The sequence below is a fragment of the Janthinobacterium sp. Mn2066 genome (assembly GCF_049319705.1).
Classification (GTDB): Bacteria; Pseudomonadota; Gammaproteobacteria; order Burkholderiales; family Burkholderiaceae_D; genus Janthinobacterium.
This window is the reverse complement of record NZ_JBMOUF010000004.1, coordinates 1-16962: the sequence shown is the minus strand read 5'-3', so window position 1 is coordinate 16962 and position 16962 is coordinate 1. Positions and strand designations below refer to the sequence as shown.

Here is a 16962-nt window from a genome sequence, read left to right as displayed (position 1 = left end):
ATTACTGCAACTCAAATAAAAATCAAACGGAGTCCCCATGACACAATTTGCATTTGTTTTCCCTGGTCAAGGCTCGCAAGCGATTGCGATGCTCGACGGTTTCGCCGGCAATCCGGTGGTGGCGCAGACCGTGGCCGAAGCGTCCGACGCCCTGCAATTCGACCTGGGCAAGCTGATTGCCGAAGGTCCGAAGGAAGAGCTGGACCTGACCACCAATACCCAGCCGGTGATGCTGACGGCTGCCGTGGCGTTTTATCGCGCCTGGCTGGCCGCTGGCGGCAAGCTGCCGAGCGTGGTTGCCGGCCATAGCCTCGGTGAATATTCGGCGCTGGTCGCTGCCGGCGTGATCGCCTTTAAAGATGCCGTGCCGCTGGTGCGTTTCCGCGCGCAAGCCATGCAGGAAGCCGTGCCGGTCGGGCAGGGCACGATGGCGGTCGTGCTCGGTTTGTCCGACGACGATGTGCGCGCCGCCTGTGCGGAAGCGGCCGCGGAAAACCCGGCCCTGGTGGTCGAGCCTGTCAACTTCAATGCGCCTGCGCAAGTGGTGATCGCCGGCCATACGGCTGCGGTCGAGCGCGCCTGCGAACTGGCCAAGGCCAAGGGCGCCAAGCGCGCCATGAAATTGCCCGTATCGGCGCCGTTCCACTCTTCGCTGCTGAAGCCGGCTTCGGACCGCCTGCGCGACTACATGGCGGGCCTGACTTTCTCGGCGCCGCAAATCGCCCTGATCAATAACGTCGACGTGGCCGTCGTCAATGACGTGGCCGGCATCAAGGATGCGCTGGTGCGCCAGGCTGCCAGCCCCGTGCGCTGGGTAGAGACCATGCAGAAAGTGGCTGCCGATGGCATCACCCAGGTAATCGAATGCGGTCCGGGCAAGGTCTTGATGGGCCTGGCCAAGCGCATCGATCCTGTGCTGGTGGGCGATGCGATCGTCGACCAGGCGTCGCTGGAACGCATTTTGACGCAGCTCAATTAATACAGATAATTAAGAAGGATAGTCATGAATTTAGTCAATCAAGTGGTGCTGGTGACGGGTGCTTCGCGTGGCATCGGCCGCGCCATCGCCACCGAACTGGGCAAGCAGGGCGCCACCGTGGTGGGCACCGCCACTTCCGAAGCGGGCGCGCAAGCGATCAGCCAATACCTGGCGGACGCGGGCGTGGCCGGCAAGGGCGTCGTGCTGAACGTGACCGATGCAGCGCGCTGCGCCGAAGTGGTCGATGAGGTGCAAAAGACCTATGGCAGCCTGTCCATCCTGGTCAACAATGCGGGCATTACGCAAGATCAATTGGCCATGCGCATGAAGGATGAAGAGTGGGACAGCGTCATCACCACCAATCTGTCGGCGGTGGGCCGTTTGTCGCGCGCCGTACTGCGTGGCATGATGAAGGCGAAAGCTGGCCGCATCATTAATATTACGTCGGTCGTGGCTTCTTCTGGGAATCCGGGCCAGATGAACTATGCGGCAGCCAAGGCTGGCGTGGAAGGCATGAGCCGCGCGCTGGCGCGCGAAATTGGCAGCCGCAACATCACGGTCAACTGCATCGCGCCGGGCTTTATCGATACCGACATGACCAAGGCGTTGAGCGAAGAGCAGCACGCCGCCCTGTTGACGCAAATTCCGCTGTCGCGCCTGGGCAAGCCGGAAGACGTGGCGGCCGCCGTGGCCTTCCTGGCCTCGCCGCAAGCGGCGTATATTACCGGTACTACCCTGCATGTGAATGGCGGGATGTACATGAATTGATGTGAACGGTAGACGCGGCGGCCGTTTGTGGCATGATTCAACGGTCGTTTTTGTCTATAATCACATCTTTTAGCAGCAGTTTCGGTTGAATTGGCAGCAGTCACCGAAATTAGTATTCGGACGCGCAAACCTGATAAAATGCGCGCACTTTCCGTAACAAACACTTTGGAGCCATAACATGTCGGATATCGAACAACGCGTTAAGAAAATCGTCGCTGAGCAACTGGGCGTTGCAGAAGCAGACATCAAAATCGAATCCTCTTTCGTCGACGATCTCGGCGCCGATTCCCTGGACACCGTAGAACTGGTGATGGCCCTGGAAGACGAATTCGAAATGGAAATCCCTGACGAACAAGCTGAAAAAATCACCACCGTGCAACAGGCAATCGACTACGCTACCAAGCACGTCAAGGCCTAAGCCTGTCTGACCGATTTCAGGAGAATCGCTTGAGCGGATCTAAAAACCGTCGTGTCGTCGTTACCGGCCTGGGCTGCATTTCACCTGTCGGCAATACTATTGCCGACGCGTGGAATGCCATCGTCGAGGGCAAATCCGGTATCGCCACGATCACCAAGTTCGATGCACTGCCATTCAGCACCCACTTTGCTGGTGAAGTCAAAGGTTTCAATATCGAAGACTACATCACCGGCAAGGAAGCCCGCCATATGGATACCTTTATCCATTACGGCATGGCAGCCGGCATCCAGGCGATTCAGGATTCCGGGATCGCCGTCACCGAAGAGAACGCTGATCGTATCGGCGTGATCATCGGTTCCGGCATTGGCGGCTTGCCGCTGATCGAAGAAACCAAGGCCGAATATGACAAGCGCGGCCCACGCCGTATTTCGCCATTTTTCGTGCCAGCCTCGATCATCAACATGATCTCCGGCGACCTGTCGATCAAATACGGCATGCGTGGTCCTAACCTGGCCATCGTCACCGCCTGCACCACCGGTTTGCATTGCATCGGTGCGGCGGCGCGTTTGATCGAGTACGGCGATGCCGACGTCATGATCGCTGGCGGTGCGGAATCGACCGTGTCGCCACTGGGCTTGGGCGGTTTCGCCTCGGCACGCGCGCTGTCGACCCGCAACGACGATCCGGCAACGGCTTCGCGTCCGTGGGACAAGGACCGTGACGGCTTCGTGCTCGGTGAAGGCGCTGGCGTGATGGTGCTGGAAGAGTATGAGCACGCGGTTGCCCGTGGCGCCACGATCTATGCGGAACTGCACGGTTTCGGGATGAGCGCAGATGCTTATCACATGACCTCGCCGCTGGAAGATGGCAGCGGCGGCAGCAAATCGGTGATCGCCGCATTGAAAAATGCCGGCGTGAACCCGGATCAGGTGAATTACCTGAACGCGCATGGCACCTCGACACCGCAAGGCGACGTGGCTGAAGTGATGGGCATCAAGCGCACCTTCGGCGAGCATGCCAAGAATCTGGTAGTCAATTCGACCAAGTCGATGACGGGCCATTTGCTGGGCGGCGCTGGCGGTCTGGAAGCAGTGTTTACGGTACTGGCAGTGCACCACCAGGTGTCGCCTCCTACCATCAACATCTTCAACCAGGATCCGGCTTGCGATCTCGATTTCTGCGCCAACACGGCACGTGAAATGAAGATCGATTATGCAGTGAAGAATTCGTTCGGCTTCGGCGGAACGAATGGCTCGCTGGTGTTCGGCAGAGCGAAATAAGTCTGCACCAAGTCTGAACTTTTTAGCGCTCATCATGGTCAAACCATGGTGAGCGCTGATTCGCCGCCAACGTTCGTTGGCGGCTGAATTTGCCCGACATGTTGTCGGCGCGCCTGATTTTCCCCTTTGAGTTATTGAAATGTCCATTGCTGTCTCGGCTGTCATTCGCACGCCTGTTGGTTTGCGCTTGTTGCAAGCTTGCCTGGGCAGTTGCGCGCTGTTGTCGGCCTGGCCCTTATCGGGCGCCTGGCCGATGGCGCCTGCGCCGGGACTGGTGGCGGGCTATGCGCTGGGCTGGCCTGCAGCCGCGCTCAGCGCATGCGGCGGCCTGTTTTTGCTGGCCATGGCGTGCCGGCGCAGAAAGCCGCAGACGCTTGATATTTCGCCGGTTGGCCAGTTGCGGCTGACGGTATATCTGGAGCATGGCGCGGGGCTTGGTGGGCGCGCTGGCGCAGCAGCGTATCGGCAGGAACAGGTGCAGCGGCAGGAACGGGAGCAGAGGCAGGAACAGTGCCAGGAGCCGATGCGATCGCTGCTGCGCCTGCTGCCGGCATCTACCTTATGGCCGGGCTGGCTGCTGCTGCGCCTGGGCGATGGCGAGGGGCGGGTGTTCAGCGTGCTGGTGCGGCGCGGTGGAGGTTCTTGCGCTGCCTTTCGCCCATTGGCCGTGGCGTGCCGCAGCATCGCGGCGCGGGGGGAGGGGAAATAAAAGTGGGGCGAACACTGAACTTCTTGCAGCGGGCCAACTCTATATCCATATCAGTGCCCGCGCTGCATGCTACCAGGGGCATCGGGCGTGAGGACAGAGCGTGAGAGTGACCAATTGCTGGTCGAGCGGGTGCAGGCCGGTGACAAGCGTGCATTTGATGTGTTGGTATCAAAGTATCAGCGTCGGCTGATGCGTCTTGTGTCACGGCTGGTGCATGATCCAGCGGAGGCTGAAGATGTGGTGCAGGAAACATTTATCAAGGCTTACCGGGCGCTGCGGCATTTCCGTGGCGACGCCGCTTTTTATACCTGGCTGTACAGAATTGGCATCAATACGGCCAAGAATTATCTCGTCACCCAAGGGCGGCGCACGCCCACCTCGAGCGATACCGATGCCGAGCAGGCCGAATCCTTCGATGATGGACACCGATTGCGCGATAACAATACACCGGAGTCCGTGCTGGCCAGCAAGCAGATTGCCGCCACCGTCAATGCGGCCATGGATGTCTTGCCGATCGAATTGCGCACCGCCATCGTGCTGCGCGAAATCGAGGGGCTGAGCTACGAAGAGATATCGGAGATCATGGCTTGCCCCATCGGTACCGTGCGCAGCCGGATTTTTCGTGCGCGGGAAGTGATTGCGGAAAAATTGAAACCTTTGTTGGACATGCCGATTGACAAGCGCTGGTAATTTGATGAGTATGGGAAACGGTATTGTCGCGCTCGGTTTCCGCACCGATCTTCGCTTCCGCACCAATCTTCTTGATATGGCAGGGTCTATCATGGACACGCACGCACGATTGCATGAGAATATTTCCGCACTGGCCGATGGCGAATTGGCGGCCAGCGAACTCGAACTGGCTTTCGCCGCCCTCGATACGCCTGCGGGCAGGCAGGCCTGGGATGCCTACCAGCATATCGGCCATGCCTTGCGTTCCGCACAGCGAGATGGCGAACTCAGCGCTGGTTTTGAAGCGCGTCTCGCCAGTCGCCTGGCGATTGAAACCGCCCACGAGAGCGAAGCGGGGCGGGTCTCGACTACTCCCCTGGAAGCCGGTTCCCTGCCGCAGCGCTGAGTCCGGCAGCCTGCCTGGCCCGCAAGCCGCGGCTTACGCCGGGCTTAATGGCTGCATCTCCCTCTTGACACCTGCCTTCTGCACGATTGACACTAGAAGCAGGCAATATCTTGCTTATACGATATATTGTTGTATGGTTTGCCACATCTCGGCACGCCTGCCTGGCCATCTGGCCTTGATGGCACGGGAAGTGCAATTGCGGCAAAAGCTTGATCCGATTCAACATTCGAAAAGATGATCCCATGAAAAAACATATTTGTGCAGACAGAAAAACGTTTTCAGCGAAGACGCTTTCCGCCGTGTGCCTGGCGTCGGCCGGCGTTTTTTTTGCGCCCGCCATGCTGGGCCTGGCCCCACAGGCGGTTGCCGCCGTGCCGGCCGTGAATCTGCCTGATTTTGCCAACCTGGTCGATGCTGTCGGTCCTGCCGTCGTGAATATCCGCACCACCGAGCGCCTGAAGCTGGGCGCCCAGGGCGCCGGTGGCCAGGATGAGCAGGACATGCAGGAATTCCTGCGCCGCTTCTTTGGCGGCGCCATGCCGGTGCCAGCCCCCACGCCGCGCCAGCAGGCGCCGCGCGGCCGCCGTGCCGCGCCGCAAGAGCAGGAAGTGCAGCGCGGCGTCGGTTCCGGTTTCATCATCTCGGCCGATGGTTACGTGCTCAGCAATGCGCACGTGGTCGATGGCGCCGATGAAGTGTATGTCACCCTGACCGATAAACGCGAATTCAAGGCCAAGGTGATCGGTGCCGATGCGCGCACCGACGTGGCGCTGCTGAAAATCGAAGGCAGCAAGCTGCCCGTGGTCGCGATTGGCGACTCGGACAAGATCCGCGTGGGCGAGTGGGTGATCGCCATCGGCTCGCCGTTCAACCTGGAAAACACGGTCACGGCCGGCATCATTTCGGCCAAGTCGCGCGACACGGGCGACTACTTGCCGCTGATCCAGAGCGACGTGGCCGTCAACCCCGGCAACTCGGGCGGCCCGATGATCAATATGCGCGGCGAAGTGATCGGCATCAACTCGCAGATCGCTACCTTGTCCGGCGCGTATAACGGCATTTCCTTTGCCGTGCCCATCGACGAAGCCATGCGCGTGAGCGAGCAGCTGAAGAAAACCGGCAAAGTGGTTCGCGGGCGTATCGGCGTGCAGATCGGCGAAGTGAGCAAGGAAGTGGCGGACTCGCTGGGCTTGCCGAACGCCAAGGGCGCGCAAGTGTCGATGGTGGAGCCGGGCGGCCCCGCCGACAAGGCTGGCATCAAGCCGGGCGATATCATCGTGAAATTCAATGGTGCCATCGTCGACCGTTCGTCCGACCTGCCGCGCCTGGTAGGCGGCACGCCTGTCAACAGCAAGGCTACCATCAGCGTCTGGCGCAAGGGCGTGCAGCAGGATATTGCTGTGACGGTGGTCGAGCTGGAAGGCGACAAGACGGCCGGCAAGGGCGCCAAGGAGCCGGCCGCGCCCGTCAGCAATGCCCTGGGCCTGACGGTCAGCGACCTGACCGCCGCCAGGAAGCAGGAGCTGAAGATCGATTCCGGCGTGCAGGTAGACGATACCGACGGTGCAGCGGCCCAGGCCGGCCTGCAGGCGGGCGACGTGATTTTGCAACTGAACAATGTGGCGGTGAAAGACGCCAAGCAGTTCAATGCGCTGGTCGCCAAGCTGGATCCGAAGAAACAGGCCGCCGTACTGGTGCGCCGCGGCGATACGGCCCAGTTTGTACCGCTGAAACCATCGGCGAAGTAACGCCGATATCACCCCGCATCCCGGCCCTGGCCGGGATGCATCATTCCTTTCCCCATGCACTTCACCCTTTATTCCCGCAGTTATTGCCACCTTTGCCAGGATATGCTGGACGCCTTGCGCCTGCTGCAAACGCCAGCCCAGCCTTTTACGGTCGAGGTCATCGATATCGATACCTCATCTGATCCGAGCCTGCTGGCCCGCTACGATGAGCTGGTGCCGGTGCTGTTTGGCGACCTGGCGCAGCCTGAGCTCTGCCACTATTTTCTCGATATTCCTGTCGTGCAGCACTATCTGGACAGCGCCAAAACAACTGCCTAAGCTTGTTATGCACTATTTTGGTGCAAAAAATGGATAATTTACATCGTTGCCCGGGCGGCAAGCGCTTAAAGACGGGCTTTCTACTCTGAAATCCGGTAAAATGGGGTGGTCGAAAAAGCTCCTGTCCGAGGCAGCAGCTTCTGTCGCTTCAAAAGCGCTCGCCTGGGCATGCAGATGTCCTGCTCGGAGCGCTTTTTTCATCATGAGTGGGGCGCCGGGTTTTGGCCCTGTTTGGCCCGGACATGATCCCCTTGATTCCTGTTAAAGCAGTGTCGTCAACTTCGCACTTATATTAGTTAATGAACAACATACGCAATTTCTCCATCATCGCCCATATTGACCACGGTAAATCGACCCTGGCTGACCGCATCATTCAATTGTGCGGCGGCTTGTCCGACCGCGAGATGGAAGCGCAAGTGCTCGATTCGATGGATCTGGAGCGCGAGCGCGGCATTACCATCAAGGCGCAAACGGCGGCCCTGCATTACAAGGCGCGCGACGGCCAGATCTATAACCTGAACCTGATCGACACGCCGGGCCACGTCGACTTCAGCTATGAAGTGTCGCGCTCGCTGTCCGCCTGCGAAGGCGCGCTGCTGGTGGTCGATGCCTCGCAAGGCGTGGAAGCGCAAACCGTGGCCAACTGCTACACGGCGCTGGACCTGGGCGTCGAAGTGGTGCCCGTGCTGAACAAGATCGACTTGCCGAACGCCGATCCGCCGACCGCGATTGCCGAAATCGAAGACGTGATCGGCATCGATGCAGCCGACGCCGTGCATTGCTCGGCCAAGACGGGTCTGGGCGTGCAGGACGTGCTGGAGTCCCTGATCGCCAAGGTGCCGCCACCGAAGGGCGACCCCGATGCGCCGCTGCAGGCGCTGATCGTCGATTCCTGGTATGACCCGTATGTCGGCGTGGTCATGCTGGTACGCGTGGTCAACGGCACATTGAAACCAAAAGACAAGATCCGCCTGATGGCCACCGACTCGGTGCAGCTGGTGGAAGACATCGGCGTATTCTCGCCCCGTTCGCAATCCTTGCCGCAATTGTCGGCAGGCCAGGTGGGCTTCATCATCGCCGGTATCAAGGAATTGAAAGCGGCGAAAGTGGGCGATACCGTGACCCTGGCGAACCGCTCTGCCGCCGAACCATTGCCAGGCTTCAAGGAAGTGCAGCCGCAAGTGTTTGCCGGCCTGTTCCCGGTGGAAGCGAACCAGTACGACGCGCTGCGCGACTCGCTGGAAAAACTGAAACTGAACGACGCCGCCCTGATGTATGAGCCGGAAGTGTCGCAGGCGCTGGGCTTCGGCTTCCGCTGCGGCTTCCTGGGCTTGCTGCACATGGAAATCGTGCAGGAACGCCTGGAGCGCGAATTCGACATGGACCTGATCACCACGGCGCCAACCGTGGTGTATGAGGTGGTGCAGCGCGACGGCAGCCTGATCAACGTGGACAATCCATCGAAGATGCCCGATCCGTCGCGCATCGAGGAAGTGCGCGAGCCTATCGTTACGGTGAATCTGTACATGCCGCAGGAATATGTGGGTTCCGTGATCACCCTGTGTATCGCCAAGCGCGGTATCCAGCTCGACATGAGCTACCACGGCCGCCAGGTCAAGCTGGTGTATGAAATGCCGATGGCCGAGATCGTGCTGGACTTCTTCGACCGTCTGAAATCGACGTCGCGTGGCTACGCTTCGATGGACTACGAGTTCAAGGAATACCGCGCGGCCGACGTGGTCAAGGTCGACATGCTGATCAACAGCGAAAAAGTCGATGCGCTGGCGATCATCGTCCACCGCTCCAACAGCCAGTACCGTGGCCGCCAGGTGGCTGCCAAGATGCGTGAACTGATCCCGCGCCAGATGTTCGACGTGGCGATCCAGGCCACCATCGGCGCCAACATCATTTCGCGCGAGAACGTCAAAGCCCTGCGCAAGAACGTGCTGGCCAAGTGCTACGGCGGCGATATCAGCCGCAAGAAGAAATTGTTGGAAAAACAAAAAGCGGGTAAGAAGCGCATGAAACAAGTGGGTTCCGTGGAGATCCCGCAAGAAGCATTCCTGGCAATTTTACAAGTGGACGATAAATGAACCTGCAAGTGATCTTAGGAAATTTCGCTTTAATCCTGTTCGTACTGATGGTATTGACGGGCCTGGTCTGGTGCCTGGATGTGTTTTATCTGTCCAAGCAGCGCCGCCAGGCAGCCGACCGCGCCCTGGCCGATTTCGATGCGCGTCAGTCGACGCTGGCGGCCGAAGGCATCAAGGCTGATGTCGGCAGCAGCCGCGCCGCGATCGAAGCGGCGCTGTTGCGCCAGCCGACCTGGGTCGAGTATTCGGGCAGCTTTTTCCCCGTCATCGCGCTGGTCTTTTGCCTGCGCTCGTTCCTGTACGAGCCGTTCAAGATTCCATCGTCGTCGATGGTGCCGACCTTGCTGGTAGGCGACCTGATCCTGGTGAACAAGTTCACCTACGGTATCCGTTTGCCTATCGTCAATAAACGCATCATCGAAGTGAACGATCCGCAGCGCGGCGATGTCATGGTCTTCAAGTATCCGAAAGACATGACGCAGGATTACATCAAGCGCGTGATCGGCGTGCCTGGTGATAAGATCACCTATGAAAACAAGCGTTTGACGGTCAATGGCAAGCCGGTGGAATACACGGCGCTCGACGACTACCTCGACGATGAAAGCACCGTCTACCACAAGCAGCTGAAAGAAAACCTGACGGGCGTGAGCCACCGCATCCTCAATGATGATCCGGCGCCGACCCTGAACTTGAGCGAAGTCAAGGATTTCCCGCACAAGGATGCCTGCGACTATAACGAAGACGGTTTTACGTGCGTGGTACCACCGGGGAATTACTTCATGATGGGCGATAACCGCGACAATAGCGCGGACAGCCGTTACTGGGGTTTCGTGCCGAACGAAAACATCGTCGGCAAGGCTTTCCTGGTATGGATGAATTTCAGTAATCCGAAACGCGTCGGCGGCATACACTAAGCAGGGCAGCACCCAGGCACTACCCATGGCTGCCGCGCCGACTCCCCGCGCGGCAGCCAGTCGAATTAATCAGATGACACAGAAACAACAATGAATCTTCAGTTATTGCAAACCCGTTTAGGCTATACGTTCCAGGATGCTGGCCTGTTGCAGCAAGCCTTGACGCATCGTAGCCACAGCAGTTTGCATAACGAGCGGCTGGAATTCCTCGGCGACTCCATCCTGAACTGCGTGGTCGCCTCCATCCTGTACGAGCGCTTCAAGGCGATCGACGAGGGCGACCTGTCGCGCCTGCGCGCCAACCTGGTGAAACAGCAATCGCTGTATGAAATCGCGCAAAAGCTGGAATTGTCGCAATTCCTGCGCCTGGGCGAAGGCGAACTGAAGTCCGGCGGTTTCCGCCGTCCCTCCATTTTGGCCGACACCCTGGAAGCCTTGCTGGGCGCGATCTTCCTCGATACGGGATTCGATGCGGCGCGCGATGTGATCCGCGCCTTCTACATCCCCATCCTCGATACGGTCGATCCGCAAACCCTGGGCAAGGATGCCAAGACCCTGCTGCAGGAGTTTCTGCAAAGCAAAAAAATCTCGCTGCCACAATACAATGTGGTGGCGACCCACGGCGCCGCCCACAGCCAGGAATTCGAGATCGAATGCCTGGTGCCGAAATTGAATATCCAGGTCTACGGCCGTGGCGGAAGCCGCCGCGCCGGTGAGCAAGCCGCCGCCAAACTGGCGCTGGACGTGGCCGAGCAGGCGCTGCTGAAGTCGCCTGCCGCCAGCCGCAAGCCCAAACCGCGCGCCGCCCAGCTCAAGCTGGCCGGCATTGCCACCATCCAGAGCGATGACGGTACAGCCGTCCCAGCCGCAACCGCCGTTGCCGCTCACACTAAACAGAATCGACACTAGCATGACAGCCACTTCCATACCTGACAACTTCCGCTGTGGCTATATCGCCATCGTGGGCCGCCCCAACGTGGGCAAATCGACCCTGATGAACGTGCTGATCGGCGCGAAGGTCAGCATCACGTCGCGCAAGGCGCAAACCACGCGCCACCGCATCACCGGCATCCAGACCTTGCCCGACGCGCAGTTCATCTACGTCGACACGCCAGGTTTCCAGACCCGCCATTCGAACGCGCTGAACAAGACCTTGAACAAGACGGTCACCAATACCCTGATTTCCTCGGACCTGATCCTGTACGTGATCGAGGCGGGCACCTTTGGCCCGGCCGACCAGCAGGTGATGGATCTGCTGCCGAAGGAAGTGCCATGCATTCTGGTGATTAACAAATCGGACCGCGTGAAGGACAAGGCTGTATTGTTGCCGTTCGCACAGAAAGTGGCCGCCATGCGCGACTTCGCCGCCATCGTGCCCGTCTCGGCCAAGCTGCACTTCCAGCTGGAAGGCTTGCAGAATGAAATCAAGCGTTTCTTGCCAGAAAATCAACCTATCTTCGGGCCGGACGACATCACCGACCGCAGCGAAAAATTCCTCGCCTCGGAAATCGTGCGCGAAAAACTGTTCCGCTTTGTCGGCGACGAACTGCCGTACACCAGCACCGTGCTGATCGAGAAGTTCGAACAGGAAGGCGACCTGCGCCGCGTGTTTGCCGCCATCTTGGTCGAGCGCGATACGCACAAGTCCATGATCATCGGCAACAAGGGCGCGCGCCTGAAAGAAGTCTCCACCCAGGCCCGCCTGGATATGGAAAAACTGTTCGGCGGCCCCGTGTACCTGGAAATCTGGGTCAAGGTCAAATCGGGCTGGGCCGACAACGAGGCGGGCTTGCGCGCCTACGGCTACGAGTAATCCGCAACCCGGGGGCGACGCCAAACGCATGAGCATGAGTACCACCACGCCAGCGCAGCCTGACTCCGCGCCAGCCCTGCTCGTTACACCCATGCCGGTGGCCAATACGTCGCCGGCCACACCTTCTGCACCTGCTGCAGCGCGCCGCAGCCGTCCGCCCCAGCGCGACGGCAAGGTCATCGGCCAGCCAGCCTTCGTGCTGCACAGCTATCCCCATAAAGAAACCAGCCTTATCGTCGACGTGTTTACGCGCGACTATGGCCGCATCGCGCTCGTTGCCAAGGGCGCCAAGCGGCCCCATTCGCAGCTGCGCGGCGTGCTGCAGACGTTCCAGCCGCTGCAGGCGGGCTGGACGGGCAAGTCCGAGCTGCGCATCCTGACGGGCGCCGAGTGGGTGGGGGGCATGTTGCCGCTGGAAAAGACGGCCTTGCTATGCGGTTTCTACCTCAATGAATTGCTGGTCAAGCTGCTGGCGCGCGATGACGCGCATCCCGTCCTGTTCGACCATTACGTTGCCACCTTGAATCAACTGGCGCACAATGAGCCGGCGCCCATCGTACTGCGCAAGTTCGAGCGCGCCTTGCTGAAGGAAACGGGCGTGGCGGCGGACTTGACGCGCTGCACCGGCACGCGCCAGGCCGTCGAGGCGGGGCAGGTGTACGTGGTCGACCCGGAGCGGGGGCCGCGTCCTGCACGTGCCAGCGACGCCTGGCCTAAAATCACGGGCAAGACCCTGCTCGACATGGAGAGCGAAGATTATGGCGATGCCGCCACGCAAGCGCAAAGCAAGTTGCTGATGCGTTTTTTGCTGGCCCATCAGCTCGGTGGCGCGAGCTTGAACACGCGCCAGATTTTGCTTGATTTAATGCAGCTGTAGCGGCTGAAGCTACGGCATTTTTACGGATACTACCTCATGAGTTTCTTGCAGCCCTCCGGCCCCGTCATCGACCTGGGCGTCAATATCGACCACGTGGCCACCCTGCGCAATGCGCGCGGCACGCCATACCCGGACCCGATCCGCGCAGCCCTGCTGGCTGAACAGGCGGGCGCCGACGCCATCACCCTGCATCTGCGCGAAGATCGCCGCCACATCAAGGATGCCGACGTGATCGCCATCGCGCCGCAATTGATCACGCGCATGAACCTGGAAGCGGCGGTGACCCAGGAGATGATCGATTTCGCCTGCCGCATCAAGCCGGCCGATGTGTGCCTGGTGCCGGAAAAACGCACCGAAGTGACCACCGAAGGCGGCCTGGACGTGGTGCGCTACTTCAAGGAAGTACAAGCTGCCGTAAAGCAATTGCAGGGCGAGGGCATCCGCGTGAGCCTGTTCATCGATGCCGACGAGCAGCAAATCGCTGCTGCCGCCGAGCTGGGCGCGCCCGTGATTGAACTGCACACGGGGCGCTATGCCGATACCGAAGGCGCCGAGCAAGCGGCGGAACTGGAACGCATCAAGGCGGGCGTGCTGTTTGGCGTGGGTCGCGGCCTGAAAGTGAATGCCGGCCACGGCTTGCATTACACCAATGTGCAGGCGATTGCGGCAATTCCCGATATCGCCGAGCTGAACATCGGCCACGCCATCGTCGCCCACGCCGTGTTTGTCGGCTGGGAAAACGCCGTGCGCGAAATGAAGGCCATCATGGTCGCCACGCGCCTGGGCAGCAAAACCTGAGGAGGAGGGCGCCATGATCTACGGCATCGGTACTGACATCTGCAAGATTCCCCGCATCGAGGCAGCGCTGCTCCGCCACGGCGAGCGTTTCGCGCAAAAGATACTGGGGCCGCAGGAAATGGAGAAATTCCGCGCCCGCAGCGCCAAGAACGCCGTGCGCGGGGTGCGCTTCCTGGCCACCCGCTTTGCGGCAAAAGAGGCGTTTTCCAAGGCGATCGGCCTGGGTTTGCGCATGCCGATGACCTGGCCCGCCGCACAAATGCTGAACCACCCCAGCGGCAAGCCGATGATCGTATGCAGCGGCGTGCTGGCGGAATTCATGGAAAAGAACCGCCTGAGCGCGCAAGTGACGATTAGCGACGAAGAAGAATATGCCGTCGCCTTCGTGATTGTGGAGCAGGCGGAACAAAAATAAGTTATGAGCGTAGAAGTCTCCGAAATCCCCGACCCGCGCGCGCAGGTGCTGGCCACCGTCGCCAGGCTGCCGAACCTGCCCGGCGTGTACCGCTATTTCGACGCGGCGGACAAGGTGTTGTATGTAGGCAAGGCGCGCGATCTGAAGAAGCGCGTCTCCAGCTATTTCCAGAAGAATTTGTCCAGCCCCCGCATCGCCATGATGGTCGAGCGCATCGCGCGCCTGGAAACCACGGTCACGCATAGCGAAGCGGAAGCCCTGATCCTGGAAAACAACCTGATCAAGGCGCTGCAGCCGCGCTACAACATCCTGTTCCGCGACGATAAATCGTACCCTTACCTGAAGATCACGGGCGGCGAGGCGCCGCGCATGGTGTATTACCGGGGCGCGGTCGACAAGAAAAACCAGTATTTCGGGCCGTTTCCCAGTTCCTGGGCCGTCAAGGAATCGATGCAGATCCTGCAAAAGGTTTTTTTGATCCGCACTTGCGAGGATAGCGTCTACGCCAACCGCACGCGGCCGTGCCTGCTGCACCAGATCGGCCGCTGCAGCGCGCCGTGCGTGAACCTGATCAGCAAGGAAGACTACAAGCTGGACGTGGAAAACGCGGCGCGTTTCCTGCGCGGGCGCCAAAGCGAAGTGATGGCCGACCTGGAACAAAAGATGCACGCGTATGCGGCCGAGCTGAAATTCGAGCAGGCGGTGGTGGTGCGCAACCAGATCACCTCGCTGTCGCGCGTGCTGCACCAGCAAAGCATGGAAACCACGGGCGACGCCGACGTGGACATCATCGCCGTGCTGCTGCAGGGCGGGCGCGCCTGCGTCAACCTGGCGATGGTGCGCGGCGGGCGCCACCTGGGCGACCGCGCCTATTTCCCCAGCCAGTTGAACGATGCGGCGGCGATTGCGGAAGAGCCGATCGAAGTGGAAGTGCTGAGCGCCTTCCTGGCCCAGCACTACACGGAAAAATTCATCCCCGGCACCTTGATCCTGAATATCGAATTCGACCAGCCGGCGCTGATGGTAGCCTTGATGGAACAATGCGGCCACCGCATCAACCTGGTGTTCCAGCCGCAGGGCCAGCGCCGCCAGTGGCTGGAGATGGCGCAAAAGGGCGCCGAGATTTCGCTGGCGCGCCTGTTGTCCGAGCAGGGTTCGCAGCAGTCGCGCACGCGCGCGCTGGCCGAGGCCTTGCGCCTGGAAACGGATGACCTCGACAGCCTGCGCGTGGAATGTTTCGACATCAGCCACACGCAGGGCGAGGCGACGCAGGCGTCCTGCGTGGTATTTCATCATCACGCCATGCAAAATGGCGAATACCGCCGCTACAACATCAACGATATCACGCCCGGCGACGATTACGCGGCCATGCGCCAGGTACTGATGCGCCGCTACGAAAAGGTGGCCAACGGCGACGGCGTGATGCCCGACGTGGTCCTGATCGACGGCGGCAAGGGGCAGATCGAAATGGCGCGCCAGGTGTTTGCCGAACTGGGACTCGATATCAGCTTGATTGTCGGCGTGGCCAAGGGCGAGGGTAGAAGAGTCGGCCTGGAAACGCTGCTGTTTGTCGATGGCCGCGCGGCGCAGGAGCTGGGCAAGGAGTCGGCCGCGCTGATGCTGATCGCGCAAATCCGCGACGAGGCGCACCGTTTTGCGATTACCGGCATGCGCGCCAAGCGGGCCAAGACGCGCCAGACGTCACGCCTGGAAGAGATCGAGGGCATCGGCGCCAAGCGCCGCCAGAAGCTGCTGTCGCGCTTTGGCGGCTTGCGCGGCGTGGTCGACGCCAGCATCGAGGATTTGATGTCGGTGGAAGGTATTTCCACCCAGCTTGCGGAAGAGATTTACAGGCAGTTGCACTAATCAGCGGCAGGCCTGGTCCGGCTGCGCCGCAAGCGGACTAGGCTAATACCCGCGCGCCATGTAGACTAGTGGCGCTTTGTTCACCAATTTACCCGTCGGCCGATTGCTTTCTTATGCCTTTTAATATTCCCATCCTCCTGACCTGGCTGCGCGTGGCCCTGATCCCGCTGGTCGTCGGCGTGTTTTACCTGCCTTCGTCGATGCTGCTGCATGGTGATCAAAACCTGGTGGCCACGCTGGTCTTCATCATCGCGGCCGTCACGGACTGGTTCGATGGTTTCCTGGCCCGGCGCTGGAACCAGACTTCGGCCTTCGGCGCCTTCCTCGACCCGGTCGCCGACAAGCTGATGGTGACGGGCGCCTTGCTGATCCTGGTGCAGCTGGACCGTGTCAGCGCCGTGCTGGCGTTTATCATCATCGGCCGCGAAATCACGATTTCCGCGCTGCGCGAGTGGATGGCGCAGATCGGCGCCTCGAAATCGGTGGCCGTCAGCTCGATCGGCAAGATCAAGACGGCCGCGCAAATGACGGCAATTCCGCTGCTGCTGTACCACGAAGTGATTTTCGGCCTGATCGATACCCACGTCTGGGGCGAACGCCTGCTGTGGATCGCCTGCGTATTGACCGTCTGGTCGATGTTTTACTACCTGCGCCTGGCCTGGCCCCTGATCAAGGAAAAGGCAGGCAATCTGTAGGCGGATAACAGCGCGTTTTCATAGGAGGGGCGGGCGGTTTGAAACTTTATAAACGGGAATGATTTATACCGTTGACAGCCCCTGTAATTACTCTATAATGCTGGCCTGTTGTTGATGACGCGGGAGTAGCTCAGTTGGTAGAGCGCAACCTTGCCAAGGTTGAGGTCGAGAGTTCGAGACTCTTCTCCCGCTCCAG

The 16962-nt window shown here is 60.2% G+C and carries 18 protein-coding genes and 1 tRNA gene; all 19 read left to right on the top strand.

The window, feature by feature from the left end; all coding sequences use genetic code 11:
* The first annotated feature begins 37 nt into the window (after window positions 1-37).
* The 19 genes from fabD (at window position 38) to ACL9RI_RS08455 (ending at window position 16961) form a co-directional block, all read left to right on the top strand.
* Window positions 38-979 (top strand): ACP S-malonyltransferase, encoded by a 942-nt coding sequence (gene fabD / locus ACL9RI_RS08545; protein ID WP_422726160.1) that lies wholly within the window; start codon window positions 38-40, stop codon window positions 977-979.
* 24 nt (window positions 980-1003) lie between these two features.
* A complete protein-coding gene (gene fabG, locus ACL9RI_RS08540) occupies window positions 1004-1747 on the top strand; it encodes a 3-oxoacyl-ACP reductase FabG (RefSeq protein ID WP_422726159.1) in 744 nt (247 codons plus the stop codon).
* A 178-nt stretch (window positions 1748-1925) separates the two neighbouring features.
* On the top strand, window positions 1926-2165 hold the full coding sequence (gene acpP / locus ACL9RI_RS08535) for an acyl carrier protein (RefSeq protein WP_183676215.1): 240 nt from the start codon (window positions 1926-1928) through the stop codon (window positions 2163-2165).
* 29 nt (window positions 2166-2194) lie between these two features.
* Window positions 2195-3445: a beta-ketoacyl-ACP synthase II gene (gene fabF, locus ACL9RI_RS08530; protein ID WP_422726158.1), complete on the top strand. Its 1251-nt coding sequence runs from the start codon at window positions 2195-2197 to the stop codon at window positions 3443-3445.
* A 139-nt stretch (window positions 3446-3584) separates the two neighbouring features.
* On the top strand, window positions 3585-4154 hold the full coding sequence (locus tag ACL9RI_RS08525) for a hypothetical protein (protein ID WP_422726157.1): 570 nt from the start codon (window positions 3585-3587) through the stop codon (window positions 4152-4154).
* A 66-nt stretch (window positions 4155-4220) separates the two neighbouring features.
* Window positions 4221-4844, top strand: coding sequence for an RNA polymerase sigma factor RpoE (gene rpoE / locus ACL9RI_RS08520; RefSeq protein WP_422726156.1), 624 nt, complete (start codon window positions 4221-4223; stop codon window positions 4842-4844).
* Between the two features lie 91 nt (window positions 4845-4935).
* Window positions 4936-5229, top strand: a complete 294-nt coding sequence (locus ACL9RI_RS08515; RefSeq protein WP_422726155.1) for a sigma-E factor negative regulatory protein — start codon at window positions 4936-4938, stop codon at window positions 5227-5229.
* 242 nt (window positions 5230-5471) lie between these two features.
* The gene (locus tag ACL9RI_RS08510; protein ID WP_422726154.1) at window positions 5472-6977 is read left to right on the top strand and encodes a Do family serine endopeptidase; all 1506 of its coding nucleotides are present in this window, start codon (window positions 5472-5474) and stop codon (window positions 6975-6977) included.
* Between the two features lie 54 nt (window positions 6978-7031).
* Window positions 7032-7295 carry a glutaredoxin family protein gene (locus ACL9RI_RS08505; protein ID WP_422726153.1) on the top strand — a complete coding sequence of 88 codons (264 nt, stop codon included), beginning with the start codon at window positions 7032-7034 and terminating at the stop codon, window positions 7293-7295.
* Between the two features lie 299 nt (window positions 7296-7594).
* Entirely contained in the window at window positions 7595-9388 is a 1794-nt protein-coding gene (lepA, locus tag ACL9RI_RS08500; RefSeq protein WP_422726152.1) for a translation elongation factor 4, read from the top strand.
* Window positions 9385-10302 (top strand): signal peptidase I, encoded by a 918-nt coding sequence (lepB, locus tag ACL9RI_RS08495; protein WP_422726151.1) that lies wholly within the window; start codon window positions 9385-9387, stop codon window positions 10300-10302. Before lepA ends, lepB begins: the two co-directional genes overlap by 4 nt.
* Before the next feature lie 105 nt (window positions 10303-10407).
* Window positions 10408-11211 carry a ribonuclease III gene (gene rnc / locus ACL9RI_RS08490; RefSeq protein ID WP_422726150.1) on the top strand — a complete coding sequence of 268 codons (804 nt, stop codon included), beginning with the start codon at window positions 10408-10410 and terminating at the stop codon, window positions 11209-11211.
* 1 nt (window position 11212) lies between these two features.
* Window positions 11213-12115 (top strand): GTPase Era, encoded by a 903-nt coding sequence (gene era, locus ACL9RI_RS08485; protein ID WP_300756926.1) that lies wholly within the window; start codon window positions 11213-11215, stop codon window positions 12113-12115.
* A 34-nt stretch (window positions 12116-12149) separates the two neighbouring features.
* Window positions 12150-12992, top strand: coding sequence for a DNA repair protein RecO (gene recO / locus ACL9RI_RS08480; protein ID WP_422726518.1), 843 nt, complete (start codon window positions 12150-12152; stop codon window positions 12990-12992).
* 36 nt (window positions 12993-13028) lie between these two features.
* Entirely contained in the window at window positions 13029-13790 is a 762-nt protein-coding gene (gene pdxJ / locus ACL9RI_RS08475; protein ID WP_422726149.1) for a pyridoxine 5'-phosphate synthase, read from the top strand.
* Between the two features lie 13 nt (window positions 13791-13803).
* Complete coding sequence (acpS, locus tag ACL9RI_RS08470; RefSeq protein WP_422726148.1) at window positions 13804-14205, top strand: holo-ACP synthase; 402 nt, start codon at window positions 13804-13806, stop codon at window positions 14203-14205.
* A 3-nt stretch (window positions 14206-14208) separates the two neighbouring features.
* Complete coding sequence (gene uvrC, locus ACL9RI_RS08465) at window positions 14209-16071, top strand: excinuclease ABC subunit UvrC (RefSeq protein WP_422726147.1); 1863 nt, start codon at window positions 14209-14211, stop codon at window positions 16069-16071.
* Window positions 16072-16184: 113 nt separating this feature from the next.
* Complete coding sequence (gene pgsA, locus ACL9RI_RS08460) at window positions 16185-16766, top strand: CDP-diacylglycerol--glycerol-3-phosphate 3-phosphatidyltransferase (protein ID WP_422726146.1); 582 nt, start codon at window positions 16185-16187, stop codon at window positions 16764-16766.
* A 119-nt stretch (window positions 16767-16885) separates the two neighbouring features.
* Window positions 16886-16961, top strand: a tRNA-Gly gene (locus tag ACL9RI_RS08455).
* The last annotated feature ends 1 nt before the right edge of the window (window position 16962 follow it).